The following is a 22,935-nucleotide window of genomic DNA, read 5'->3' as shown; positions in this document are numbered from 1 at the left end:
AAGGTCAAGGCTGCATCTATTGTCGATCACCGTGCAGCCAATGGTCCCTTTGCTTCGGTAGATGATCTGCTTGAAGTTAAAGGCATTGGCGCGGCGATCCTTGAAAAGAATCGTGACAGGTTGAGCAGTAACTAAATAAGAGCTTTGGCTAATAAAAAGACCGCTCATTGAGCGGTCTTTTTATTGTGGCTAGAGCGATGTGCTCTGCAGGTATATGAAACTGCAGGCAATAAAAAACCCAGTCGATTGACTGGGTTTTTTGGTATCTGGCTCCGCGACCTGGACTCGAACCAGGGACCCAATGATTAACAGTCATTTGCTCTACCGACTGAGCTATCGCGGAACAACGGCGCGTATCCTACTGATTCAAAAAGGGAAGTCAAGCTTATGCTGACTTCCCGTCAGCAGATTTAGAGCACCTGGGCTATAGCCTGGGTAACGGCCGGCAGGTTGCGCTGGTTCAGTGCCGCGACGCAGATGCGCCCGGTGCCGACCGCATAGATACCGAACTCGGTTTTCAGGCGCTCGACCTGCTCGGCGGTAAGACCCGAGTAGGAGAACATGCCGCGCTGCTGGGCCACAAAGCCGAAATCGCGTTTGCAGTTGAGTGCAGCCAACTGCTCGACCATGGCCATGCGCATGCCACGAATACGCTCGCGCATTTCGCCCAACTCCGCTTCCCACAGGGCGCGTAGCTCGGGGCTGTTAAGCACCGAGGCGACAACCGTGGCGCCGTGGGTCGGCGGGTTGGAGTAGTTGGTGCGGATTACCCGCTTGGCTTGCGACAGCACGCGGCCGGCTTCTTCCTGGCTGGCGGTGACGATGGACAGCGCGCCGACGCGCTCGCCATACAGCGAGAAGGACTTGGAGAAGGAGCTGGAGACGAAGAACGGCAGGCCGGACTCGGCAAACAGGCGCACGGCGAAGGCGTCCTGCTCGATACCGTAGCCAAAGCCCTGGTAGGCGATGTCGAGGAACGGCACATGTTCGCGCTCGCGCAGTACGTCCAGCACGGCTTTCCAGTCGTCCAGCGACAGGTCGACGCCGGTCGGGTTGTGGCAGCAGGCGTGCAGCACGACCACCGAGCGGGCCGGCAGGTTTTTCAGGTCTTCGAGCATGCCGGTGCGGTTGATGCCGTGGCTGGCTGCGTCGTAGTAGCGGTAGTTGTGTACCGGGAAACCGGCGGACTCAAACAGCGCGCGGTGGTTTTCCCAGCTCGGGTCGCTGATGGCGACCACGGCATTCGGCAGCAGGCGCTTGAGGAAATCCGCGCCGGTTTTCAGTGCGCCGGTACCGCCCACGGCCTGGGTGGTGACCACACGGCCTTCGGCCAACAGGGCGGAATCTGCGCCGAACAGCAGCTTCTGCACGGCGCTGTCATAAGCGGCGATGCCTTCGATCGGCAGGTAGCCGCGCGGTGCGTGGGCTTCGATACGGGCCTTCTCGGCTTCGGCTACGGCACGCAGCAAGGGAATGCGGCCTTCCTCGTTGTAGTAAACGCCCACGCCGAGGTTGACCTTGGTCGTGCGGGTGTCGGCGTTGAAGGCTTCATTGAGGCCCAGGATAGGATCGCGCGGAGCCATTTCGACGGCAGAGAACAGACTCATGGAGGCGGCAGCTCTTGAAGAGGAGAGATGAGGGTCAGGCAACACCTTGCTACGACTGGGGCTAGGGGTTGCGTAAGTGGGCCGGTAGTATACCGAGCCATAACCTGTGCCGCGACAGCAGGCACACGCTTTTCACCGGTTTTGACGTAGGCTTTCAGGTCGCGTCACAGCCGCTTGTCGAGGTCCGTCATGTCCGAGTTCCAACTGGTCACCCGTTTTCAGCCGGCCGGCGATCAGCCCGAGGCGATTCGGCAGATGGTCGAGGGTCTGCAGGCGGGTTTGTCGCACCAGACTCTGCTCGGCGTAACCGGCTCGGGCAAGACCTTTTCCATCGCCAATGTGATCGCGCAGAACCAGCGTCCGACCCTGGTGCTGGCCCCCAACAAGACCCTGGCCGCGCAGCTGTACGGCGAGTTCAAGAGCTTCTTCCCGAATAATGCGGTGGAGTATTTCGTTTCCTATTACGACTACTACCAGCCCGAAGCCTATGTGCCGTCCTCGGACACCTTTATCGAGAAGGACGCCTCGATCAATGACCATATCGAGCAGATGCGCCTGTCGGCGACCAAGGCGCTGCTGGAGCGGCCGGACGCGATCATCGTCACCACGGTGTCATGCATCTACGGTCTGGGCAGCCCCGAGAGCTACCTGAAGATGGTGCTGCACGTCGACCGCGGCGACAAAATGGACCAGCGCGCCTTGCTGCGCCGTCTGGCCGACCTGCAATACACCCGCAACGACATGGATTTCGCCCGCGCCACCTTCCGCGTGCGTGGCGATGTGATCGATATCTTCCCGGCCGAGTCGGACCTGGAAGCCATCCGTATCGAGCTGTTTGACGATGAAGTGGAAAGCATCGCCGCCTTCGACCCGCTGACCGGCGAGGTGATACGCCGGCTGCCGCGCTTTACCTTCTACCCCAAGAGCCACTACGTCACCCCGCGTGAAGTACTGCTGGAGGCGGTGGAGAAGATCAAGGTGGAGCTGGTCGAGCGCCTGGAGTACCTGCGCAGCAATAACAAACTGGTGGAAGCCCAGCGTCTGGAGCAGCGCACCCGTTTCGACCTGGAGATGATCATCGAATTGGGTTACTGCAACGGCATCGAGAACTACTCGCGCTACCTGTCCGGGCGCGGGCCGGGCGAGCCGCCACCGACGCTCTACGACTACCTGCCGGATCAGGCGCTGCTGGTGATCGACGAGTCCCACGTCTCGGTGCCGCAGGTTGGCGCCATGTACAAGGGCGACCGCTCGCGCAAGGAAACCCTGGTGGAATATGGCTTCCGTCTGCCTTCGGCGCTGGATAACCGGCCAATGCGCTTCGAGGAGTGGGAGGCCGCTAGCCCGCAGACCATTTTCGTCTCAGCCACCCCAGGCAACTACGAAGCCGAGCATGCCGGGCGGGTGATCGAGCAGCTGGTGCGGCCCACTGGGCTGGTCGACCCGCAGATTGAGGTGCGTCCGGCGCTGACCCAGGTCGACGACCTGCTCTCGGAAATCCACAAGCGCGTGGCCATCGAGGAGCGCGTGCTGGTCACCACATTGACCAAGCGTATGGCCGAGGATTTGACCGATTATCTGGCCGATCACGGGGTCAAGGTGCGTTACCTGCACTCGGATATCGACACGGTGGAGCGGGTCGAGATCATTCGCGACCTGCGTATCGGTGCCTTCGACGTGCTGGTGGGCATTAACCTGCTCCGTGAAGGCCTGGATATGCCGGAAGTGTCGCTGGTGGCGATTCTCGATGCGGACAAGGAAGGCTTCCTGCGTAGCGAGCGCTCGCTGATCCAGACCATCGGCCGCGCCGCGCGCAACCTCAACGGCCGGGCGATTCTGTATGCCGACCGCATGACCGGTTCGATGGAGCGCGCCATCGGTGAAACCGAACGCCGGCGTAACAAGCAGATCGCCTTCAACTTGGCCAATGGCATCACCCCCAAAGGCGTGTTCAAGGACGTGCAGGACATTCTCGAAGGCGCCACCGTGCCCGGCTCGCGTAGCAAGAAGCGCAAGGGCATGGCTCAGGCCGCCGAAGAAAGCGCGCGCTACGAGAACGAGCTGCGCTCACCCAGCGAGATCACCAAGCGCATCCGCCAGCTGGAAGAGAAGATGTACCAACTGGCTCGCGACCTGGAGTTCGAGGCCGCGGCGCAGCTGCGCGACGAGATTCACAAGCTGCGCGAGCGATTATTGCAGGTTTAGCCAGGTTCTTTAGAGCACGTAGGATGGGTTGAGGCGCGTGGCGCCGATACCCATCATTGGCGCTCGATGGGTATCGCTGCGCTCAACCCATCCTACGCAGGCCGCTTAGCGCCGGCCGAAGATAATCAGCAGCACCCCGCCCAGGGTGATGCCGCAAGCCAGCATGGCCATCAGGCTCAGGCGTTCGCCCAGCAGCAGGTAGCCGAGCAGCAGCGCCACCACCGGGTTGACGAAGGCAAAGGTCGACACCAGGCTCGGCCGTACCTCGCGCAGCAGCCAGAAATACGCCGGATACACGCCCAGGCTGACCGGCAGCACCAGATAGGCCAGCCATAGCCAGGCATTGCTGCTGATGGCGCGCAGGTTCAGCGCCTGCCAGTCACCGTGCCACAGGCCGAACAGCGCCAGCAGCAATGCGCCGATCAGCATCTGCAGGCTCAGCCCCAGCCAGCTGGAGCGAAACGGCGGGCGTTGGCGCATCAACCAGACTCCGCCGGCCCAGAGCAGAGTGGCAAACACCACCAGCAGGCCGGCGAACCATTGTTCGATAGACGCGCTGTGATCCAGGCCGTTGTTCATCAGCAGCACAATCCCGCTGCAGGCCAGCGCCAGGCCGCACACCACCCAGAGCGGCGGGCGCTCACCGAGTAGCCATTCCAGGGCCACGCTCCACAGCGGCAGGGTGGTATAGAGCATCGCCAGCATGCCGGTCGGCAGATATTGATTGGCGTAGATCAGCGCGCCCTGGCCGACTGCAATCAGCGCCAGGCTGCCGATCAGCACGCCGCCCCAGTCGCTGCGCTGCATGCGCAGCTGGCCGCTGAGCACCACCCAGGCCAGAGCGAGCAGGCCGGCAATCGAGAAACGCAGGCTGCCGATGACGAACGGCGGCAGCTCCAGCAGCAGGAAGTGGTTGGCCAGGTAGGTGGTGCCCCAGCCGATATAAATAGTGGCAAAGGCGACGATCAGCAGCAGGCTGCGGGTGCGTGGTGGGGTCGGCATGGCGATCTGAGTTGACGAGGGCAGGGCGGGCGCCTGGAAAAAGCGGCAAGGCCCGCAGTAGAGGGCGTCAGTCTAAGCAGGCTGGCGTTGTTGTCCAGCCTGCTGCGCACTACAGCGTCCGCTGTCGCTGAAATAGCCGCGCTTGCTGGAGCCGGTGGCGGCCAGCCTGTTAATATCGCCGCCTCGATTTAATCCGCTTTGCCTGTCTGAGAGCCGCCATGACCACCGTTCGTACCCGTATCGCGCCGTCGCCCACCGGTGATCCGCACGTAGGCACCGCCTATATCGCCCTGTTCAACCTGTGTTTTGCCCGTCAGCACGGTGGCGAATTTATCCTGCGTATCGAAGACACCGACCAGGTGCGTTCGACTCGCGAGTCAGAACAGCAGATCTACGACGCCCTGCGCTGGTTGGGTATCGAGTGGAGCGAAGGCCCGGACGTCGGCGGCCCTCACGGTCCGTATCGGCAGAGCGAGCGCGGCCACATCTACCAGAAGTACAGCGCCGAGCTGGTGGAGAAGGGGCATGCCTTCCACTGCTTCTGCAGCGCCGAGCGCCTGGACAAAGTGCGTGCCGAGCAGATGGAAGCCAAGCAGACGCCGCGTTATGACGGCCACTGCATGCACCTGTCCGCCGACGAGGTGCAACAGCGCCTGGCGGCGGGCGAGCCAAATGTCGTGCGCATGAAGGTGCCGACCGAAGGCGTGTGCGTGGTGCCGGACATGCTGCGTGGCGAAGTGGAGATCCCCTGGGATCGCATGGACATGCAGGTGCTGATGAAGACCGATGGCCTGCCCACCTACTTCCTGGCCAACGTGGTCGACGACCACCTGATGGGCATCACCCACGTGCTGCGCGGCGAAGAATGGCTGCCGTCGGCGCCCAAGCTGATCCTGCTGTACGAGTACTTCGGCTGGGACAAGCCGCAGCTGTGCTACATGCCGCTGCTGCGCAACCCGGACAAGAGCAAGCTGTCCAAGCGCAAGAACCCGACCTCGATCACCTTCTACGAGCGCATGGGCTTCCTGCCCCAGGCCATGCTCAACTACCTCGGCCGCATGGGCTGGTCGATGCCGGATGAGCGCGAAAAATTCAGTCTCGACGAGATGGTCGAACACTTCGACATCAACCGGGTGTCGCTGGGCGGGCCGATCTTCGATCTGGAGAAGCTGTCCTGGCTCAACGGCCAGTGGATGCGCGAACTGAGCGTCGAGGAGTTCGCTGCCGGGGCGCAGAAATGGGCATTCAACAGCAACTACCTGATGCAGATTGCCCCGCATGTGCAGGGTCGGGTCGAGACCTTCAGCCAGATCGCGCCGTTGGCCAGTTTCTTCTTCGCTGGCGGCGTGGCTCCGGATGCCGCGTTGTTCGAGCACAAGAAACTCTCGGCCGAGCAGGTGCGCCAGGTCATGCAGCTGATCCTGTGGAAGCTCGAGGCGCTGCGTCAGTGGGAAAAAGACCAGATCACCGGCTGTATCCAGGCGGTGGTCGAGCACCTGGAGCTGAAGCTGCGCGACGCCATGCCGCTGATGTTCGCTGCCGTCACCGGCCATGCCAGCTCGGTGTCGGTACTGGACGCCATGGAAATCCTTGGTCCTGACCTGACGCGCTTCCGTCTGCGTCAGGCCATCGAGCTGCTTGGCGGCGTATCGAAGAAAGAAAACAAAGAGTGGGAAAAACTGCTGGCGACTATTCTCTAAGTTGCTGGTTGTCCCGTCCGGCCGTCGTTTTGGCGTGCCGGGATGGGGTAAGTGGTTGTTCTGTCAGCATAAAGAATGCTGATGCCAGTAAAAATTTTGTTGACAGGTGTGGGGCGTGCTCTTAACATGCGCCCCGTCCTTGAGATGGGGCTATAGCTCAGCTGGGAGAGCGCTTGCATGGCATGCAAGAGGTCAACGGTTCGATCCCGTTTAGCTCCACCATCTTCAAAGCCGCAAGGCTTGCCACAATCAGCTCTTGTAGCTGGTTGGTTGTAGAAGGGTTACGTCCCCTTCGTCTAGTGGCCTAGGACACCGCCCTTTCACGGCGGTAACAGGGGTTCGAGTCCCCTAGGGGACGCCAGTTTCAAAAAGCAGTGCCGGTTTGGGCTGTGAGCCGAGAGGCGATAAATCTGGGGGTATAGCTCAGCTGGGAGAGCGCTTGCATGGCATGCAAGAGGTCAACGGTTCGATCCCGTTTATCTCCACCAATTTTGCAGTAGTAAAAACTGCCACGGGGCCAGCGTAAAGCTGGCCTTGTTCTTCGAAGGTTTCGTCCCCTTCGTCTAGTGGCCTAGGACACCGCCCTTTCACGGCGGTAACAGGGGTTCGAGTCCCCTAGGGGACGCCATTTTTGCCCGCTCTGCGGGATTTTGAAGGGTCATTCTTATGGAATGGCCCTTTTGTTTTTTCAGCCTAAAAATTTCCTTTTGCCCGAATGCAGCCGACCAATGGTCGTGCTTGGTGCTTGCTTAAAATCATTACGAGCATAATATTTCAATCGTAATATTCGGAGGCGACGATGAACGACAAGAAAGCTCAGACCCGTGAACGGATTCTCGCCGCTGCCAGCGCCGCCTTGTTGCAGCGCGGCCCGGCGGAACCTAGCGTCGGTGAGGTCATGGGCGCTGCGGGGCTGACGGTGGGCGGCTTCTATGCGCACTTCGAGAGCAAGGACGCGCTGATGCTGGAAGTGTTCCAGCAAATGCTCTGCCAGCGTCGGCAGCGGCTCGCGCAGCTTGATCAGGCGCTGCCTGCCCATGAACGCCGGGTGCTGCTGGCGGCTTTCTATCTGTCGCGCAAGCACCGCGATGCCAGCGAGCAGGGTTGTCCGCTGCCCAGTTCGGTAGGTGAGCTGGCGCGTATGCCGGACGGTTTTCGTGCGGTGCTGGCGGAGCATATCGAGCTGATGACGGCGCAGCTGGCGGGCAGCCCTGAGGAGGCTGATCAGGCGTTGGCCGATATCGCCCTGATGGTCGGAGGGCTGGCGCTGGCACGCGCGCTCGGCCCTGGCGAGTTGTCTGATCGAGTCTTGCGTGCCGCTAAATCGGCAATCGTCTGAGGAGCATGGCAATGAACAACATGAGCTGGGTTCGTGGTTTCAACACATCGATTGGTCTGCTGGCGCCGCATGCCCTGGCCAGCAAGCTGCGCCGGGAATTTATGACGCCGCACACCTTGCCGCCGCGGGATTGGGAGTTGCCGCTACTGGCGCAGGCCGAGCGCATCACCCTGCGTTTCGGTTTGTCGGCGCTGCGTTGGGGCAGCGGGCCGGCGGTGTTGCTGATGCATGGTTGGGAAGGGCGGCCGACGCAGTTCGCCGCGCTGATCAAGGCCTTGGTCAATGCCGGTTATGGGGTGGTGGCGTTGGATGCGCCGGCGCATGGCCGTTCGCCGGGGCGTGAGGCTAATGTGGTGCTGTTTGCCCGTGCCTTGCTGGAGGCCGCCAGTGAGTTGCCGCCGCTGAAAGCGGTGATTGGCCATTCCATGGGCGGCGCCAGTGCCTTGCTGGCCACCCAGCTAGGCCTGCGTACCGAGGCGTTGATAAGCATTGCTGCGCCCAGTCGAATTCTGACCATGCTGCGGCTCTTCTCGCGCTACATGGGCTTGCCGCGTCAGGCACGCGCGCACTTTGTCCGGCTGGTTGAGGAGAAGGCCGGGATTCCCGCTGGGCAGCTTGATAGTGCGCACTACCAGCTGGATTTTCCCGGTTTGATCGTGCATGCAGTGGACGATCCGATGGTGCCGTTTAGCGAGGCGCAGGCGATTCATCAGAGCTGGTTCGACAGTCGCCTGCTGCGCCTGGAAAGCGGCGGGCATCAGCGCGTATTGGCTGATCCGCGGGTTGTGCAGGGCGTTCTGGAGCTGTTGGGCTCGTTGAGTCAGACATCGCCCAAGGCACTGGCTTCATAACCGATAACCTGGTTACGCCCGGCGGCCTTGGCCCGATAGAGCGCCTGGTCGGCGTGGCGTAGCAGTTGCTCGCGATCACTGCTGCTATCCGGTATCAGTGCATACACGCCGATGCTCAGGCTCAGGTCGATACTCAACCCCTGGTGTACGCAGGGGTGGCTGGCCAGGTCTGCACGCAGCTGCTCGGCCAAGCCCAGCGCGCCAGATTGGTCGGTGTCGCAGAGTACGGCGGCAAACTCTTCGCCGCCGAAGCGTACCAGCAGGTCGTTGCCGCGCATGCGTTGCTGCATGCGCAGGGCGGCGTGCTGCAGGCAGGCGTCGCCAACCAGGTGGCCGTGCTGGTCGTTGACCTTCTTGAAGTGGTCCAGGTCCATCATCAGCATGGCAATTGGCTGCTGGCTGCGTTTGGCCTGGGCGAGCATGCGTTCCAGTTCGTCGTTGAGTGCCTGGCGGTTTAACAGCCCGGTGAGGTTGTCGCGACGGCTGAGTTCGGCCAGCTGGCGGTTGGCGCTGGAGAGGTCTTGCAGGGCCTGTTGCAGAGAGGCGGTGCGTTCCTCTACGCGGGCTTCCAGGCCTTCGTTGATCTGTTGCTGCAGGTCCAGGCTCTTGGCCTGCTCCATGCGTAACTGGTGTTCGTTGGCAAATAGTCGTACTTGAGCCAGTTGATAATCGCTTTGCGCCTGGCGGATGCGTGAGCCGAGGGCAATCGAGAAAATCACCAGCTCAAGCAGGCTGCCGATCTGCTGGGCATGCAGAGTCAGCTGGGAATTAGCGATCAGGCCGGTGCCGCTGAGCACGCTGAACAGGCTGGCGATAATCAGGGCCGACCAGCCGAGGGCGAACAGCTTGGCCGGCCGATAGCCGTCGCGCCAGCGCAGCGCAGTGAAGATACAGCCGAAAATCGCGCAGACCAGTAGCAGCACGAAACTGCCGATCAGCGCCACGAGGTAGGGTGCAACCAACGCCAGCGCCATCACCAGCAGGCTGCTGCCAATCAGGCCGCGGCAGATCCAGCGGTAGGCCGCGTGTTGGTTCTTGAGGTCGAGTACGCCATAGGTGAACAGCACGCCGAACAGGGTCGCCAGCGCCGAGCTGAACGGGAAGCTCATCTGCTGCCAGGCCAGTGACTCGGGCCAGAACCATTGCAGGGCAAAACCCAGCTGGATGAACTGGTAGAGGCTGAAACTGGCGACAAACAGGCTGTACCACAGGTAGTTGCGGTCGCGGGTGATGATAAAGATCGACAGGTTATAGATCATCATCACCAGCAGGGCGCCGAAGAACAGGCCCTGCAGCAGTAACATACGTTGCTCGTGACGGTTGAAGGTTTCAGCGCTCATCAGGCTGGCGCTGAGGTTGGCCGAGCCATCGGTCTGCATGCGCAGGATCAGCTCGCGGGTTTCCCCGGCGGCTAGGCTGAACGGCAGCACCAGCTGACGGTGATCGACCCAGCGTTGCTGGAACGGCCGTTGATCGCCGGCTTGATACACCCGGCCGTCGTCCAGGCCGTAGGCATCCAGAGTGTCGAGCAGCGAGTTGCCGACCAGCAGGACCCAGTTGATCGGCCCTTCTGCAGGGTTATGCACAGTAAAACGCAGCCAGTAGGCGTAACCGCTGTAGCCGAAGCTGGCATCGCGGCGAGCCACCGTTTGCCAGGCCGATGCCGGCAGTTGGCGAACGCTGTGGATGTCCGCCAGGCCGTCGGGGTCTGCCCACACGTGCATGGCCGGGCCTGGCAGCAACGCTGAGTCACTGGGCAGCAGAGACAGGCTTGCGGCTTGCCCCAGTGCCGGCAATAACAGCAAGAGGAATACGCGCAGCAACACAATCAAAGCAGGCTTTCCATGGCAAGGATGTTGGCAAACACGACAATGGCGCATTATTGCGCGGCCTTAGGGCATACCGATAGCTTAGTCAGGGTTGCTTATGAGCCAAAATTTGTTTCATAACCATGCTCAGCGCGGCACCTGCCTGCAGATGCTGGCGACCGATCTGTTGGCGCAGCTCCAGGCCACGCTGGCGCAGCAGCCCCGCGCCGGGCTGATACTGCCCGGCGGCAGTAGCCCGCAGGCGTTGCTGCCCCTGCTGGCGCAGCAACTGGATAGTCAGCGTATCGACCTCAGCCCCAGTGATGAGCGCTGGGTGGCGGTACAGGCAGCCGAGAGCAACTGGCTGTTGCTGCATCAGGGGTTGCCACAGGCGAACTGCCTGGATCCACGCCAGGGCACGACGTTGGTGCAGGCGGCGTTGAACTGGGGCGAGCAGCTGGCGCAGTGGCCACTGTTTAGCGCGGTGCTGCTGGGCATGGGCGAAGACGGCCATATTGCATCGCTATTCCCCGGTATGCCTGGTCTGATGGCGGCGCTGAACCCTGATGCCGCGCCTGCGGCCTTGCCGGCGCTGGCGCCGCAGGAGCCGCGCGAGCGTCTGTCACTGAACCTGGCGATGTTGCAGCGTGGCCAGTGGCTGGGCTTGCTGGCGTTTGGCGAGCGCAAGCGCGAGTTGATTGACGCGGTGCTGGCCGACCAACCCGGTGCCCGCGAATTGCCCCTCTACGCCTGGCTACGGCGCAGCCCCTTGCCGGTGAATATCTACTGGGCACCCTGAGAACCACTGCGCGTTGCCCCTGCTGCGTTAACAACAGGCGCTAAGCCGTTACACTGTAAGCCTGTACCTCGCCGATAAAGGGACCCGTCATGTTGCATCCGGTTGTTGAGCAGGTTACCGCCGCCCTGGAGAAGCGTTCGGCCAAACGCCGCGAACGCTATTTGCAGCGCCTGGCCCTGGCGGCCGGGCGTACTGCGCACCAGGCGCTGGGTTGCTCCAACCTGGCCCATGCCCTGGCGGCGCAGCCCGATGAGGCGCGGCTGATCATCAAGCAGGGCGGCTCGCCGCATGTCGCGATCATCTCCAGCTACAACGATCTTCTTTCCGCCCATGCACCGCTCAGGGAGTATCCCGAGCGCCTGAAAGTGGCGCTGGCCAAGGCCGGCGCGACCTCGCAGTTCGCTGCCGGGGTGCCGGCCATGTGCGATGGCATCACCCAGGGCGAGGGCGGCATGCAGCTGTCGCTGTTCTCCCGCGATCTGATTGCCCAGGCCGCTGCCATCGGCCTGACCCACGGGATTTTTGACGGCGCGCTGTACCTGGGCGTGTGCGACAAGATCGTCCCTGGCCTGCTGATCGGCGCGCTGCATTTCGGTCATCTGCCAGCGGTGTTCGTCCCGGCTGGGCCGATGCAGTCGGGCCTGCCGAATAAGGAGAAGGCCGCCGTCCGTCAGCGTTACGCCCGTGGCGAAGCCAGTCGTGATGAGCTGCTGGCCGCCGAGCTGGCCGCGTATCACCAGGCCGGCACCTGCACCTTCTACGGCACCGCCAATACCAATCAGCTGCTGATGGAGGCCATGGGTCTGCATGTGCCGGGCAGTGCCTTTATTCACCCCTTTACGCCGCTGCGCGATGCCATGACCGATGAAGCGGCGCGCCTGGTGGCGCACAACAGCCGCCAGGGTGAGCGCTATTTACCGGTCGGTCAGCAGATCGATGCGCGGGCGCTGATCAACGCCGTGGTGGCGCTGCTCGCCAGCGGCGGCTCGACCAATCACACCCTGCACCTGCCGGCCATCGCCCGGGCGGCGGGCTATGAGCTGATCTGGGATGATTTCGCCGCGCTGTCCAAGGTGGTGCCGCTGCTGGCGCGGGTCTATCCCAATGGCGCGGCGGACGTGAATCAGTTCCAGGCCGCTGGCGGCCCGGCCTGGCTGCTGCGTGAGCTGCTCGGCGCCGGCTTGTTGCATAACGATGTGGCCACCGCCGCCGGGCATGGCTTGTACGCCTACACCCGTGAGCCCTGGCTGGATGGCGAGCGCCTGGCCTGGCGCGAGCTGCCGGCGCAGAGCCCGGCGCTGGATATCGTGCGGCCGGTCGCCGAGCCGTTTTCTGAGGAGGGCGGGCTGGTGCTGCTTGAGGGCAACCTGGGCCGCGCCATCCTGAAAACCTCGGCGGTCGACCCGGCGTTCTGGCGGATTCGTGCCCAGGCGCGGATTTTCGAAACCGAGGCGGCGGTGTTGGCGGCCTATGCGGCCGGCGAGCTGCAAGGTGACCTGGTGCTGGTGGTGCGCTTCCAAGGCCCACGGGCCAATGGCATGCCTGAGCTGCACAAACTGATGCCGCTGCTGGCCAATCTGCAGCAGGCCGGGCAGCGAGTGGCACTGGTCACCGACGGGCGCATGTCGGGCGCCTCGGGCCAGGTGGCCACGGCGCTGCACGTGTGCCCGGAAGCGGCCGCTGGTGGCGCCTTGGCGCGTTTGCAGGAGGGCGACTGGCTGCTGCTGGATGCGCAACAGGGCATTTTGCGGGTCGAGCTGACTGAGCAACAGCTGGCTGCACGGCCATTGAGCGCGGCTACGACCGAGCTGGAATTGGGCTTTGGTTTGGAAATGTTCGCCGGGCAACGCCGCTTGGTCAGTACCGCCGAGCAGGGTGCCAGCAGCTTATTTGAAGACTAGAAGTCGAACAGGGAGCAAGGCATGAGCCTGACCATAGATGCGGTGCTGCAACAGGCCCGCCCGGTGTTGCCGGTGCTGGTGATCGAGGACATCAGCCTGGCGGTGGACCTGGCCCGCGCGCTGCACGCCGGCGGCATTCGCGTGCTGGAAGTGACCCTGCGCACACCACGGGCGCTGGATGCTCTGGCGGCGATGCGCAAGGAACTGCCGGAGCTGTTGATCGGTGCCGGCACGGTGATCCATGCCGAGCAGTTTCTCGAAGCCCGCGAGGCCGGCGCGCAGTTCGCCGTCAGCCCCGGTTGTACTCAACGCTTGGCGGCGGCGGCGGAAGACTCCGGCCTGCCGTATCTGCCCGGGGTGATGACGCCGTCCGAAGTGCTGCTGGCGCTGGAATACGGCTATCGCTCGTTGAAGCTGTTCCCAGCCGATGGCGCCACCAGCATCAAGATGCTCAAGAGCTTCAAGGGCCCCTTTACCGGTATTCGCTTCTGCCCCACCGGCGGGGTAACCCCGGATAACCTGCTGGGCTTCCTGCGCCTGCCCAACGTGGCGTGCGTCGGCGGTACCTGGATCGCGCCGAGCAACCTGGTGCGCGCCCGCGCCTGGGACCAGATCACCCAGCTCGCCGCCGAGGCCCGCGCCCTGGCTGGCAGCTTGGAGCAGTCGGTATGAGCTGGGATCTGCATAACCCCTTCGTCATCGACATCCAGGTCGCGGCAGAGGATATCGACGGCCTCGGTCATGCCAATAACGCGGTATACGTCAGCTGGCTGGAGCGCTGCGCCTGGCGCCATTCGCAGTTTCTCGGCCTGGACCTGAGCGAGTACCGCCGCCTGGATCGCGCGATGGCGGTGCTGCGCCATGAGATCGATTACCTGGCCAGCGCCTATGAAGACCAGCAGCTGCAGATGGCCACCTGGATTGTCGAGTCCGACCAGCGCCTGAAGATGGACCGGCGTTTCCAGCTGATTCGCCCGGAAGATGGCGTGACCCTGTTGCGCGCCAAGACCACCTTTGTCTGCATCGAGCTGTCCAGCGGCAAGCCCAAGCGCATGCCCCCCGAGTTTGTTGAAGGCTATGGCGCGGCCTTGCAGCCGGTTTTCCCCATGGAGCTGTGACGCGCCGTTGGGCTAATGCCTGAGCGTTGCACCACCGCGCCGCGTACACTACGCGGCGTTTTTCTGAGAGCTGAACTTATGCAAATCGCCCTGGCCCCGATGGAGGGGTTGGTCGACGAAATCCTGCGCGATGTGCTCACTCAGGTGGGTGGCATCGACTGGTGCGTGACGGAATTTATTCGGGTGACCGAGCGGCTGTTGCCCGCCAGCACCTACCAGAAGCTCGCGCCTGAACTGTTCAACGGCGCGCAAACGGCCGCCGGCACGCCCCTGCGCGTGCAGTTTCTCGGCTCCGATCCGGCCTGCCTGGCGGATAACGCGGCGTTTGCCTGCACCCTGGGCGCACCGGTGATCGACCTCAACTTCGGCTGCCCGGCCAAGACGGTGAACAAGTCCCGTGGCGGTGCGGTGCTGCTCAAGGAACCTGAGCTGCTCCACGCCATCGTCCGCGAAGTGCGGCGTGCGGTGCCGGCGGCCATTCCGCTGACGGCGAAGATGCGCCTGGGCTTTGATCACAAGGACTATGCCCTGGAGTGCGCCCAGGCCCTGGCCGATGGCGGCGCGGCGCAGATTGTGGTGCACGCGCGGACCAAGGTCGAAGGCTACAAGCCGCCGGCGCACTGGGAGTGGGTGGCGCGGGTGCAGGATGCGGTTGCGGTGCCGGTATTCGCCAATGGTGAGATCTGGAGCCTGGATGACTGGCGGCGCTGCCGTGAGGTCAGCGGAGTTGAGGACATCATGCTCGGCCGCGGCCTGGTGGCCCGTCCGGACTTGGCCCGGCAGATCGCCGCCGCCAAGGCCGGGCAGGACATGGCGGCCATGAGCTGGGCTGAGCTGCAGCCGCTGCTGGCCGACTTTTGGCTGCAGGCGCGGCGCAAGATGTCGCCACGCTATGCGCCAGGGCGGCTCAAGCAATGGCTGGCCATGCTCACCCGCAGCTACCCCGAGGCCACCGAACTGTTCAACCTGCTGCGCCGTGAGAGCGACTGCCTGCGTATCGATACCTTGCTCGGTATCGACTTTGCCGAGCTGAAATGCAGTGCGTAGGATGGGTTAGCCGCTGAAATGCTTGCACGGCAAGAGGGTAGTTAGGCGCGGCGTAACCCATCGTTTCGGCTAGCGTCCGCCGCTGACATCCAGCAGCGCGCCGCTGGTGTAAGACGCCTGCTCGCTGGCCAGCCAGAGAATCGCTGTGGCCACCTCACTGGCCAGGCCACCACGGCCCATGGGCACGCTCTGGCTGACCCGCGCGACCCGCTCCGGCTCGCCGCCACTGGCGTGAATCGCGGTGGCAATCACCCCGGGTCGTACGGCGTTGACGCGAATCCCATCGGCGGCGACTTCCTTGGCCAGGCCCAGGGTCATGCTGTCGATGGCGCCCTTGGCCGCGGCGTAGTCGATATATTCCCCCGGCGCGCCGAGTCGCGCGGCCGCCGAGGACAGGTTAACGATGGCGCCGCCGTTGCCGCCTTGGCGCGTTGACATGCGTTTGATCGCCTCACGGCAGCAGAGAAAGCTGCCGAACACATTGGTGGCGAACACCCGCTGCCAGCGCGCCAGCTCCATCTGCTGCAAACGCATCTGGGTCTCCAGGATGCCGGCGTTATTGACCAGTACATCGAGGCGGCCGAAGTGTTGGTCGAGGCGGGCGAACAGCTGCATCACCTGGCCTTCGTCGGCTACATCGGCCTGCACGGCGATGGCCTGGCCACCGCTCTGGGTGATCTCGCTCACCAGCGCCTCAGCTGCTGCCTGCTGCCGCTGGTAATTCAGGCACAGCGCATAGCCCTGAGCGGCTGCCAGCCTGGCGGTAGCGGCGCCGATACCACGGCTGGCACCGGTAATCAGCATGACTTTTCCCATCTGCGTTCGCTCCTGTAAGAAATTTTTGCAGAGGCTTGAAATGTATCGGAGTAGCCACATTTTCAGTCATGCAGGATGCCGAAGTCGGGTCCTGCATGACTCGCTGAAACTCAGGAGATTTAGACATGAGCACTGCATTTTCCATGACCCCGCTGTTCCGTCAGTCCGTTGGCTTCGACCGTTTCAATGACCTGTTTGAGTCGGCCATGCGCAACGAGGCGGGCAGCAGCTACCCACCCTACAACGTCGAGAAGTATGCCGACGACCAATACCGCATCGTAGTCGCGGCGGCGGGCTTCCAGGAAGACGATCTGCAGTTGCAAGTCGAGCGCGGCGTGCTCACCGTCAGCGGCGGCAAGCGTGATAGCAGCGCCGAGAACGTCACCTACCTGTACCAGGGCATCGCTCAGCGTGCGTTCAAGCTGTCGTTCCGCCTGGCCGACCATATCGAGGTCAAGGCTGCCAGCCTGGTCAACGGTCTGCTGAATATCGACCTGGTGCGCATCGTGCCGGAAGAGGCCAAGGCCAAGCGCATCCCAATCGGCACTGGCCGCAGCGTGTTGCAGGGTTAACGGAGCGCCGCTGCATGCGCATGAGACAGCCGAGCTATCGGCTGTCCGTCTGTTACGCGATGCGGCTTAACGCTGTAACCGTCATATGACGATGAGAGCGGCCGCGCAGTGCTGCTTTGCCTGGATAAACAGCGCTTCCCCGGCCGTTATGATGTTCTGTTGGTCGGGCTGGGCAGTGGCTCACTTGGCCAGGCGCGCCGAGAGAAAGATCGCACTGATGATCAGCAGGCCGCCGGCGAGCATGCGCAGAGTCGGCACTTCGCTAAATAGCAGCCAGGCGAAGGCAATCCCGTAGATCGGCTCCAGGGCGAAAATCACCGCCGTGGTGCGCGCCTTGAGAACCCGCAGGCTGGCGACAAACAGGCTGTGCGCCAGGCCCGTGCAGAAGATCCCGAGCATGGCCATCCACAACCAATCCTGGGCCTGCACGCTGGGCAGCGTCGGCCAGGCCAGCGGCATAAATACCAGCAGCACGGTGAGGTTCTGGTACAGCGCCGCCTGCACCGGCTCGACGCCACGGGTGCTGGCGCGGTTGAGCAGCGACAGCAGGGCGAACAGCAGGCCCGACAGCACCGCCCAGAGCAGACCGCTGGTGGCCTGGCTGCTTAGGTCGAAATCCGGGGTAACCAGCACCAGGCCCAGGCACACCAGGACCACCATGGCGTATTCGACCGGCCGCGTGCGCTCACGGAACAGCAAACCCTCCAGCAGCACGGTAAACGCCGGGAAGCTGGCAAAGCCGAGGGTGGCGATGGCCACGCCGGAAATATGCACGGACTCGAAAAAACTCCACCAGTGAGCGCCAAGCAGCAAGCCGCCAAGGGCCAGCAGAGCGCTCTGGCGCAGACCGAGGCGCACCAGGCGGGCATTACTGATCAGCTTGGCGAACAGCAACAAGGCTGCCACGGCGAAGATGGAGCGGCCGGCGGAGATCATCTGCGGGGTGGTATTGGCCAGCTTGCCGAAGATGCCGGATAGGCCAAACAGCAGGGCGCCCAGATGGATGGCCCACAGCGCATTACGCTGATTCATGCCAGGCGTGCGCCGTTCGGTAGCGGTTTGTCGAAGCCGGCCAGTACCACGCGGTTGTCGGCGTCATACACGCCGCTCACCAGCATCTCGGAACGCACGCCGGCGATGCGTTTGGCGGCGAAATTGCACACGCACAGCACCTGGCGGCCGAGTAGCTGCTCGCAACTGTAGTGGGCGGTGAGCTGGGCGCTGGAGGTCTTGAGGCCCTGCTCGCCGAGATCCACTTGCAGCCCGTAGGCGGGTTTTACGGCTTGCTCATTGGGGCGGGCGGCGCGAATGGTGCCGACGCGCAGCTGCACCTTTTCGAAATCCTGCCATTGGATGTTTTGCATAGGCGGCTCCTCGATTCTGTCGGGCAGTCTAGGTGGCTCTCAGTGCCCGTGTCTGTCTCAGGAGTCGCGGGTTTTGTTGTCAGGCTCTCGTCGGCGGATTAGGTCGTGCGGCGCAGTTGCCGCGGCGTAACGCCGAGATGGCGCGACAGGGCGGCGCTAAAGGCGCTTTGTGAGCTGTAGCCAACCCGTGCGGCGACCTCGCCAATCGCCAGGTCGCTGCCGTGCAGCAGCTGACGCGCCAGCTGTAGGCGACGGCTGCGCACATAGTCCATCGGTGTTTGCCCGGTCTCGTCGAGAAAGCGGGCGTGAAAACGCGCCGCCGAGAGGCCGGCCAGGCGCGCCAGATCGGCCACCTGCAAGGGGTGCGCGGCATGTTGGTCGATATGCGCATCCAGCGCCGCCAGCGGCAGGCGACGGGTCGTATGGGTGGGCATATTGCCATTGGCCAGACTGGCCAAGAGCAGCGCGGCGCCTTGCTGGGCAATCACCGGGTCATTGATCGGGCTGGCGGCCAGCCAGCTGACCAACTGGCTCTGTGCGGGGTTCAGGCTGACGGCGGCGGGTTTTTCCAGCAGGCGGCGGGTGGCATCCAGGTGCCGGCCCAGCTGTTGTTGCAGCCAGCTGTCTGTGGGTACATCGAGCACCAGGCAGTGGCTGCCGTCTTTGCTGCCGCAGGCGTGCTGCGCATCGCTGGGCACCACGGCCAGGGTCTGGCGCTTCACCTGGCTGCCATGCCCGGCAATTTCGAACTCCAGCAGGCCGCTCAGGCCAAACACCAGCTGCGCGTGGTTATGGCTGTGGCTGAGCAGTTCATGGCGGTAATGACGCAGCGAAAGCAGCGAGGACATGGTGGGCTCCTTGGGCAGGCCACAAGTCTACCCGCAGATGCCATCGCTGGCGCTGTCATCGAATCGCCACGGCACTGTCATGCACCTTTCACCACGCCTGCGCAGACTCGAGCAAACCCAGCCGGAGGTCGTCCATGACCAGCGCTCAGCTCGCCAAGCCCAGCCGCAAGCAACGTGTCCGTACCCTGTGGATTTCCGATGTGCACCTGGGCACCCGGGATTGTCAGGCCGAACACCTGGCGGCGTTTCTCAAGCGCTATCAGACTGACAAGATCTATCTGGTCGGTGACATCATCGACGGCTGGAAGCTGCGCAGCGGGGTGTACTGGCCGCAGTCGCACAGCAATGTGATCCGCCGCCTGCTGACCATGAGTAAACGTGGCACCGAGGTGATCTACGTTACCGGCAACCATGACGAATTTCTGCGCCGTTACTCCAGCCTGATGCTCGGCAATATCCAGCTGGTCGACGAGGCCGAGCACCTTACCGCCGATGGCCGTCGCCTGCTGGTGATTCATGGCGACCAGTTTGACGTGATCACCCGCTATCACCGTTGGCTGGCCTTTCTCGGCGACTCGGCCTATGGCTTCACCCTTACTCTTAACCGCTGGCTGAATGTCTGGCGCAGCCGTTATGGCTATGGCTACTGGTCGCTGTCGGCGTACCTCAAGCACAAGGTCAAGAGCGCGGTGAATTTCATCAGCGATTTTGAAGAGGCCATCGTCCATGAGTGCGCCAAGCGTGGCTTTAATGGCGTGATTTGCGGGCATATCCACCATGCTGAAATCCGCCCCATGGGTGAGGTCGAGTACATGAATTGCGGCGATTGGGTGGAGTCCTGCACGGCGCTGATCGAGCATCTGGATGGCCGCATCGAGCTGTATCGCCTGGCCGATGATCAGGCGCGTCAGCTGCAGGCTGCCCCGGTTGTGGCTGCCGAGCCGGTCCTGTGAGGATGCTGATCGTCTCCGACGCCTGGTCGCCGCAGGTCAATGGCGTAGTCACCAGTCTGCAGGCGTTGATCAGCGAGCTGCGTGGCCTTGGCCATCAGGTCAAGCTGCTGTCACCGGCGGATTTTCGTGCGTTGCCGTGCCCCAGTTACCCGGAAATTCCCCTGGTGTGGAACCTCTGGCGGGTTGGTCCGGCGATTCGCGCGTTTCAGCCGGACTGCGTGCACCTGGCCACCGAAGGCCCGCTGGGTTGGGCGGCGCGGCGCTGGCTGAGCAAGCGCGGCCTGGCTTTTTCCAGCGCCATTCACACGCGCTTTCCCGAGTACGTACACACGCGTTGGCCCTGGGTGCCGCTGCGCTGGGGCTATGCCTTTCTGCGCACGTTTCATCGGCCGAGCCAGGCGGTGCTGGTGACCACCGAGCGCATGCGCGATGAGTTTGCCGGCTGGGGCTTCAAGCGTCTGCTGCTGTGGCGCAAGGGCGTCGATACGCGGCTGTTTTGTCCATCCGTGACGCCGCCAAACCAGGTGGAGCCGGTGTTTCTGTATGTCGGGCGGATCGCCCCGGAGAAAAATATCCAGGCGTTTCTGGCCCTCGACTTGCCGGGAGAAAAGCGCGTGGTCGGCGATGGCCCGCAGCGTGAGGTGTTGCAGGCGGCCTATCCGCAGGTGCGTTTTCTCGGCTATCAGCATGGCCAGGCGTTGGCTGAGGCGTTTCAGAACGCCAGCGTGCTGGTATTCCCCTCGCGCACCGACACCTATGGTCTGGTGATGCTTGAGGCCCTGGCTTGCGGCACGCCGGTGGCGGCGTTTCCGGTGGCCGGGCCGCTGGATGTGCTGCAGGCTGGGGTGAGCGGGGCCATGCATGCGGACTTGCGCGCGGCCTGTGTGGCGGCCTTGGAGCTGGACCGCGGGCGCTGCGCCGAATTGGCGGCGCGGCAATCCTGGCGGGCCTCGGCGCTGGAGTTTCTCGCGCAGCAGCCGCTGCTCGACGGTGAGCGGTGTCAGTCGACCCCGCTAAGTGCTACATGATGACCTTGTCGCGCAATTTGTCGGCGGCCTGACCGAGGGCCTGGATTACCTTTTCCTTGTCGAAGTTCTGGATGCCGTTGGTGTCCAGGTACATGGAAAAGCCCGGCAGCTCGTGCTCGACATAGCTGGAGGTGGCGCCCAGGTCGCGGCGGAAATCCACCACCTGATAGATCTGCACCGGGCGGGTAAAACCTTTGACGGTGATCTGGCCCTTGTCGCGGCACATGATCACGTCCTTGATCAGCGAGTAGGTCTCGTGGGAAATCAGGATTTCACCGGACTCGGCGGCGCTTTCCAGGCGGCTGGCGAGGTTTACGTCGCGGCCGATGATGGTGTAGTCCATGCGCGTATCGGCGCCGAAGTTACCTACCGTGCAGTAACCGGTGTTCAGCCCCATGCGGATTTCCAGCGGCTTGGTGATGCCCTGGGCACGCCACTGCTGGCGTAGCACCTTCATATGCTTGCGCATGGCGATGGCCATGGACACGGCATTTACCGCGTCTTTTTTTGCGCCTTTGCTGCTCGGGTCGCCGAAGAACACCATCACGCAGTCGCCGATAAATTTATCGATAGTGCCGCCGTATTTCAGGCAGATCTTCGACATTTCATTGAGGTAGGTGTTGAGCAGGTCGGTCAGGGTTTCGGCTTCCAGCTCCTCGGACAGCTCGGTAAAGCCCTTGATGTCGGAGAAAAACACCGTGAGTTTCTTGCGCTGGGTTTCCAGGCGCACGCTCTTCTTGCCGGTGAAGATCGATTCCCACACCTGCGGTGACAGGTACTTGGCCAGGTTGCGCGCCAGGCGTGCGGCTTTTTCCTGTTCGCGGCTGATTTCGCTGCGCACCTGCGCCAGGCGCAGGCCCTGCTGGTGCACAAAGTAGGCAGTGATGCAGATATACAGCGTGGTGAAGGCAATGCTGACCAACGCCACCAGCGCCGGGGTGTGGATATTCGGCTTGGCTTCGACCAGCGCCAGGGTAAACACCGCGCTGCTCAGGGCTATCAGGGTGGCCAGTCCGAGATAGCGCAGGCCACCGATGACCAAGGCGCTGAAGGCCATGGTCAGCAGGGCCATCAGGCACGGCACAATCGAGAAGCCCAGCAGGCTCAGTGCTATCCCGCAGTGCAGGGCGTCGATAAACAGCAGGCTGAGGATGGTGCGTTGTGGATGATCGCGTTTGAAACGCAGGCTCAGTTGATGCGCCAGGTGCGGATAGAGCAGGGCGTAGGGCACCATCCAGAGAATGTCGTAGCCGAAATGCTGGGTGTAGGTGCCAGCGGCAATGCTCGCGGCGATGGCAATATAGGCCAGCACGCGGGAATAGTACTCACGCAGCGGCGGTGCCGGCAGCGTGGTAAGTCGGGGGGCGCTTTTGACATTCATGCGATGGAACAATCCCTGCTGCTTGTCTGGTACCTCTGCCGGGTACCTGGATGGCGCACCGAGTAGGCTGCGCAAAATAGTCAGGGATCATAACCAAGCCCACCACAACCGCCAAGCGTGCCAGCCGAACGGCTGCGCTGAATGTGTCAGCGGTCGGCCTTCTAGAACTTGATGCGCCCGGTAAACGCATCCTTGAGCATCACCCAGTCGCCCATCAACGAGTAGAGTGGGTAATCGAAGGTGGCAGGGCGGTTTTTTTCGAAGACAAAGTGGCCGACCCAGGCAAAACCGTAACCAATCAGCGGTATGGTAAGCAGCCAGAGCCACTGTTGAGTGACCAGGGCATAGCCCAGCACGCAGAGCACCAGCAGGCTGCCGACATAGTGCAGGCGGCGGCAGGTGGCGTTGCTGTGCTCCTGCAGGTAGTAGGGGTAGAACTCAGCGAAGCTGGTGTAGCGTTTGTGGGTTTCAGTGCTCATGGGGGCCTCCGGTTATTGTTCTGCTTGCCGCGCGGACGGCTTATTTGCAGTCTAGGTCGGCTGACGCGCTGGGCCACTGACATTCGGTGCCAGTTTAGTATCCTTCTGTCGTCCTTC

The 22,935-nt window shown here is 62.9% G+C and carries 22 protein-coding genes and 5 tRNA genes; 17 read left to right on the top strand and 10 right to left on the bottom strand.

The window, feature by feature from the left end; all coding sequences use genetic code 11:
* Nucleotides 1-135, top strand: a 135-nt coding sequence (locus WA145_RS17400; protein ID WP_422582771.1) for a ComEA family DNA-binding protein, incomplete at its 5' end; no start/stop codon positions are given.
* Nucleotides 136-267: 132 nt separating this feature from the next.
* Here WA145_RS17400 and WA145_RS17395 read toward each other — a convergent pair.
* Together WA145_RS17395 and WA145_RS17390 are read right to left on the bottom strand one after the other, a co-directional pair.
* Nucleotides 268-343: transfer RNA gene (locus tag WA145_RS17395), tRNA-Asn, on the bottom strand.
* 67 nt (nt 344-410) lie between these two features.
* The gene (locus WA145_RS17390; RefSeq protein ID WP_422582767.1) at nt 411-1,607 is read right to left on the bottom strand and encodes an amino acid aminotransferase; all 1,197 of its coding nucleotides are present in this window, start codon (nt 1,605-1,607) and stop codon (nt 411-413) included.
* 189 nt (nt 1,608-1,796) lie between these two features.
* Between WA145_RS17390 and uvrB the strand changes: the two genes are divergently transcribed.
* A complete protein-coding gene (gene uvrB, locus WA145_RS17385; RefSeq protein ID WP_422582766.1) occupies nt 1,797-3,812 on the top strand; it encodes an excinuclease ABC subunit UvrB in 2,016 nt (671 codons plus the stop codon).
* A 105-nt stretch (nt 3,813-3,917) separates the two neighbouring features.
* On the opposite strand, the gene WA145_RS17380 is transcribed toward uvrB, so the two are convergent.
* The gene (locus tag WA145_RS17380; protein ID WP_422582765.1) at nt 3,918-4,814 is read right to left on the bottom strand and encodes an EamA family transporter; all 897 of its coding nucleotides are present in this window, start codon (nt 4,812-4,814) and stop codon (nt 3,918-3,920) included.
* A 218-nt stretch (nt 4,815-5,032) separates the two neighbouring features.
* Between WA145_RS17380 and gltX the strand changes: the two genes are divergently transcribed.
* The 7 genes from gltX (at nt 5,033) to WA145_RS17345 (ending at nt 8,704) form a co-directional block, all read left to right on the top strand.
* A complete protein-coding gene (gene gltX, locus WA145_RS17375; RefSeq protein ID WP_422582764.1) occupies nt 5,033-6,514 on the top strand; it encodes a glutamate--tRNA ligase in 1,482 nt (493 codons plus the stop codon).
* A 146-nt stretch (nt 6,515-6,660) separates the two neighbouring features.
* A tRNA-Ala gene (locus WA145_RS17370) sits at nt 6,661-6,736 on the top strand.
* A 63-nt stretch (nt 6,737-6,799) separates the two neighbouring features.
* A tRNA-Glu gene (locus WA145_RS17365) sits at nt 6,800-6,875 on the top strand.
* A gap of 51 nt (nt 6,876-6,926) precedes the next feature.
* Nucleotides 6,927-7,002 (top strand) — tRNA-Ala (locus tag WA145_RS17360).
* A 64-nt stretch (nt 7,003-7,066) separates the two neighbouring features.
* Nucleotides 7,067-7,142: transfer RNA gene (locus WA145_RS17355), tRNA-Glu, on the top strand.
* A 171-nt stretch (nt 7,143-7,313) separates the two neighbouring features.
* A complete protein-coding gene (locus WA145_RS17350) occupies nt 7,314-7,853 on the top strand; it encodes a TetR/AcrR family transcriptional regulator (RefSeq protein ID WP_422582763.1) in 540 nt (179 codons plus the stop codon).
* Nucleotides 7,854-7,864: 11 nt separating this feature from the next.
* Nucleotides 7,865-8,704, top strand: a complete 840-nt coding sequence (locus tag WA145_RS17345) for an alpha/beta fold hydrolase (protein ID WP_422582762.1) — start codon at nt 7,865-7,867, stop codon at nt 8,702-8,704.
* Here WA145_RS17345 and WA145_RS17340 read toward each other — a convergent pair.
* Nucleotides 8,674-10,530 (bottom strand): sensor domain-containing diguanylate cyclase, encoded by a 1,857-nt coding sequence (locus tag WA145_RS17340; RefSeq protein WP_422582770.1) that lies wholly within the window; start codon nt 10,528-10,530, stop codon nt 8,674-8,676. The two genes, WA145_RS17345 and WA145_RS17340, sit on opposite strands and share 31 nt — an antisense overlap.
* Before the next feature lie 100 nt (nt 10,531-10,630).
* Between WA145_RS17340 and WA145_RS17335 the strand changes: the two genes are divergently transcribed.
* The 5 genes from WA145_RS17335 to WA145_RS17315 all read left to right on the top strand — a co-directional run bounded on the left by WA145_RS17335 (nt 10,631) and on the right by WA145_RS17315 (nt 15,377).
* Nucleotides 10,631-11,311 carry a 6-phosphogluconolactonase gene (locus WA145_RS17335; RefSeq protein ID WP_422582761.1) on the top strand — a complete coding sequence of 227 codons (681 nt, stop codon included), beginning with the start codon at nt 10,631-10,633 and terminating at the stop codon, nt 11,309-11,311.
* 92 nt (nt 11,312-11,403) lie between these two features.
* Nucleotides 11,404-13,212, top strand: a complete 1,809-nt coding sequence (gene edd, locus WA145_RS17330) for a phosphogluconate dehydratase (protein WP_422582769.1) — start codon at nt 11,404-11,406, stop codon at nt 13,210-13,212.
* 21 nt (nt 13,213-13,233) lie between these two features.
* Nucleotides 13,234-13,884 carry a bifunctional 4-hydroxy-2-oxoglutarate aldolase/2-dehydro-3-deoxy-phosphogluconate aldolase gene (locus WA145_RS17325; RefSeq protein WP_422582760.1) on the top strand — a complete coding sequence of 217 codons (651 nt, stop codon included), beginning with the start codon at nt 13,234-13,236 and terminating at the stop codon, nt 13,882-13,884.
* Complete coding sequence (locus WA145_RS17320) at nt 13,881-14,330, top strand: acyl-CoA thioesterase (RefSeq protein WP_422582759.1); 450 nt, start codon at nt 13,881-13,883, stop codon at nt 14,328-14,330. The genes WA145_RS17325 and WA145_RS17320 overlap by 4 nt, the downstream gene beginning before the upstream one ends.
* Nucleotides 14,331-14,408: 78 nt before the next feature.
* Nucleotides 14,409-15,377 (top strand): tRNA dihydrouridine synthase, encoded by a 969-nt coding sequence (locus tag WA145_RS17315; protein ID WP_422582758.1) that lies wholly within the window; start codon nt 14,409-14,411, stop codon nt 15,375-15,377.
* A 69-nt stretch (nt 15,378-15,446) separates the two neighbouring features.
* Here WA145_RS17315 and WA145_RS17310 read toward each other — a convergent pair whose 3' ends face one another.
* Nucleotides 15,447-16,193: an SDR family oxidoreductase gene (locus WA145_RS17310; RefSeq protein WP_422582757.1), complete on the bottom strand. Its 747-nt coding sequence runs from the start codon at nt 16,191-16,193 to the stop codon at nt 15,447-15,449.
* Nucleotides 16,194-16,318: 125 nt separating this feature from the next.
* On the opposite strand from WA145_RS17310, the gene WA145_RS17305 reads away from it, so the two are divergent.
* Nucleotides 16,319-16,765: an Hsp20 family protein gene (locus WA145_RS17305; protein ID WP_422582756.1), complete on the top strand. Its 447-nt coding sequence runs from the start codon at nt 16,319-16,321 to the stop codon at nt 16,763-16,765.
* Nucleotides 16,766-16,945: 180 nt separating this feature from the next.
* On the opposite strand, the gene WA145_RS17300 is transcribed toward WA145_RS17305, so the two are convergent.
* From WA145_RS17300 to WA145_RS17290, 3 genes are all read right to left on the bottom strand, one after another.
* Nucleotides 16,946-17,797 (bottom strand): DMT family transporter, encoded by an 852-nt coding sequence (locus WA145_RS17300; protein ID WP_422582755.1) that lies wholly within the window; start codon nt 17,795-17,797, stop codon nt 16,946-16,948.
* Nucleotides 17,794-18,129, bottom strand: a complete 336-nt coding sequence (locus tag WA145_RS17295; protein WP_422582754.1) for a tRNA-binding protein — start codon at nt 18,127-18,129, stop codon at nt 17,794-17,796. The genes WA145_RS17300 and WA145_RS17295 overlap by 4 nt, the downstream gene beginning before the upstream one ends.
* A gap of 98 nt (nt 18,130-18,227) precedes the next feature.
* Nucleotides 18,228-18,977 (bottom strand): helix-turn-helix domain-containing protein, encoded by a 750-nt coding sequence (locus WA145_RS17290; RefSeq protein WP_422582753.1) that lies wholly within the window; start codon nt 18,975-18,977, stop codon nt 18,228-18,230.
* A gap of 134 nt (nt 18,978-19,111) precedes the next feature.
* Between WA145_RS17290 and WA145_RS17285 the strand changes: the two genes are divergently transcribed.
* Nucleotides 19,112-19,930, top strand: coding sequence for a UDP-2,3-diacylglucosamine diphosphatase (locus tag WA145_RS17285; RefSeq protein ID WP_422582752.1), 819 nt, complete (start codon nt 19,112-19,114; stop codon nt 19,928-19,930).
* A complete protein-coding gene (locus tag WA145_RS17280; protein WP_422582751.1) occupies nt 19,927-20,958 on the top strand; it encodes a glycosyltransferase family 4 protein in 1,032 nt (343 codons plus the stop codon). The genes WA145_RS17285 and WA145_RS17280 overlap by 4 nt, the downstream gene beginning before the upstream one ends.
* On the opposite strand, the gene WA145_RS17275 is transcribed toward WA145_RS17280, so the two are convergent.
* Together WA145_RS17275 and WA145_RS17270 are read right to left on the bottom strand one after the other, a co-directional pair.
* Nucleotides 20,951-22,339: an adenylate/guanylate cyclase domain-containing protein gene (locus WA145_RS17275; RefSeq protein WP_422582750.1), complete on the bottom strand. Its 1,389-nt coding sequence runs from the start codon at nt 22,337-22,339 to the stop codon at nt 20,951-20,953. The genes WA145_RS17280 and WA145_RS17275 overlap by 8 nt on opposite strands.
* Nucleotides 22,340-22,500: 161 nt before the next feature.
* Nucleotides 22,501-22,818 carry an Mpo1-like protein gene (locus WA145_RS17270; protein WP_422582749.1) on the bottom strand — a complete coding sequence of 106 codons (318 nt, stop codon included), beginning with the start codon at nt 22,816-22,818 and terminating at the stop codon, nt 22,501-22,503.
* Nucleotides 22,819-22,935 lie beyond the last annotated feature (117 nt).

Source organism: Pseudomonas sp. (genome assembly GCF_049301935.1).
GTDB lineage: Bacteria > Pseudomonadota > Gammaproteobacteria > Pseudomonadales > Pseudomonadaceae > Aquipseudomonas.
This window is presented reverse-complemented; position numbering and strand designations above follow the sequence as displayed.

What these genes read in the sequence shown, in the direction of transcription:
- WA145_RS17275 (WP_422582750.1), bottom strand. Translation starts at nt 22,339, where the DNA reads ATGAATGTCAAAAGCGCCCCCCGACTTACCACGCTGCCGGCACCGCCG.
- uvrB (WP_422582766.1), top strand. Translation starts at nt 1,797, where the DNA reads ATGTCCGAGTTCCAACTGGTCACCCGTTTTCAGCCGGCCGGCGATCAG.
- gltX (WP_422582764.1), top strand. Translation starts at nt 5,033, where the DNA reads ATGACCACCGTTCGTACCCGTATCGCGCCGTCGCCCACCGGTGATCCG.
- WA145_RS17305 (WP_422582756.1), top strand. Translation starts at nt 16,319, where the DNA reads ATGAGCACTGCATTTTCCATGACCCCGCTGTTCCGTCAGTCCGTTGGC.
- WA145_RS17335 (WP_422582761.1), top strand. Translation starts at nt 10,631, where the DNA reads ATGAGCCAAAATTTGTTTCATAACCATGCTCAGCGCGGCACCTGCCTG.
- WA145_RS17290 (WP_422582753.1), bottom strand. Translation starts at nt 18,977, where the DNA reads ATGTCCTCGCTGCTTTCGCTGCGTCATTACCGCCATGAACTGCTCAGC.
- WA145_RS17315 (WP_422582758.1), top strand. Translation starts at nt 14,409, where the DNA reads ATGCAAATCGCCCTGGCCCCGATGGAGGGGTTGGTCGACGAAATCCTG.
- WA145_RS17270 (WP_422582749.1), bottom strand. Translation starts at nt 22,818, where the DNA reads ATGAGCACTGAAACCCACAAACGCTACACCAGCTTCGCTGAGTTCTAC.
- WA145_RS17380 (WP_422582765.1), bottom strand. Translation starts at nt 4,814, where the DNA reads ATGCCGACCCCACCACGCACCCGCAGCCTGCTGCTGATCGTCGCCTTT.
- WA145_RS17345 (WP_422582762.1), top strand. Translation starts at nt 7,865, where the DNA reads ATGAACAACATGAGCTGGGTTCGTGGTTTCAACACATCGATTGGTCTG.
- WA145_RS17310 (WP_422582757.1), bottom strand. Translation starts at nt 16,193, where the DNA reads ATGGGAAAAGTCATGCTGATTACCGGTGCCAGCCGTGGTATCGGCGCC.
- WA145_RS17350 (WP_422582763.1), top strand. Translation starts at nt 7,314, where the DNA reads ATGAACGACAAGAAAGCTCAGACCCGTGAACGGATTCTCGCCGCTGCC.
- WA145_RS17295 (WP_422582754.1), bottom strand. Translation starts at nt 18,129, where the DNA reads ATGCAAAACATCCAATGGCAGGATTTCGAAAAGGTGCAGCTGCGCGTC.
- WA145_RS17300 (WP_422582755.1), bottom strand. Translation starts at nt 17,797, where the DNA reads ATGAATCAGCGTAATGCGCTGTGGGCCATCCATCTGGGCGCCCTGCTG.
- WA145_RS17320 (WP_422582759.1), top strand. Translation starts at nt 13,881, where the DNA reads ATGAGCTGGGATCTGCATAACCCCTTCGTCATCGACATCCAGGTCGCG.
- WA145_RS17325 (WP_422582760.1), top strand. Translation starts at nt 13,234, where the DNA reads ATGAGCCTGACCATAGATGCGGTGCTGCAACAGGCCCGCCCGGTGTTG.
- WA145_RS17390 (WP_422582767.1), bottom strand. Translation starts at nt 1,607, where the DNA reads ATGAGTCTGTTCTCTGCCGTCGAAATGGCTCCGCGCGATCCTATCCTG.
- WA145_RS17285 (WP_422582752.1), top strand. Translation starts at nt 19,112, where the DNA reads ATGACCAGCGCTCAGCTCGCCAAGCCCAGCCGCAAGCAACGTGTCCGT.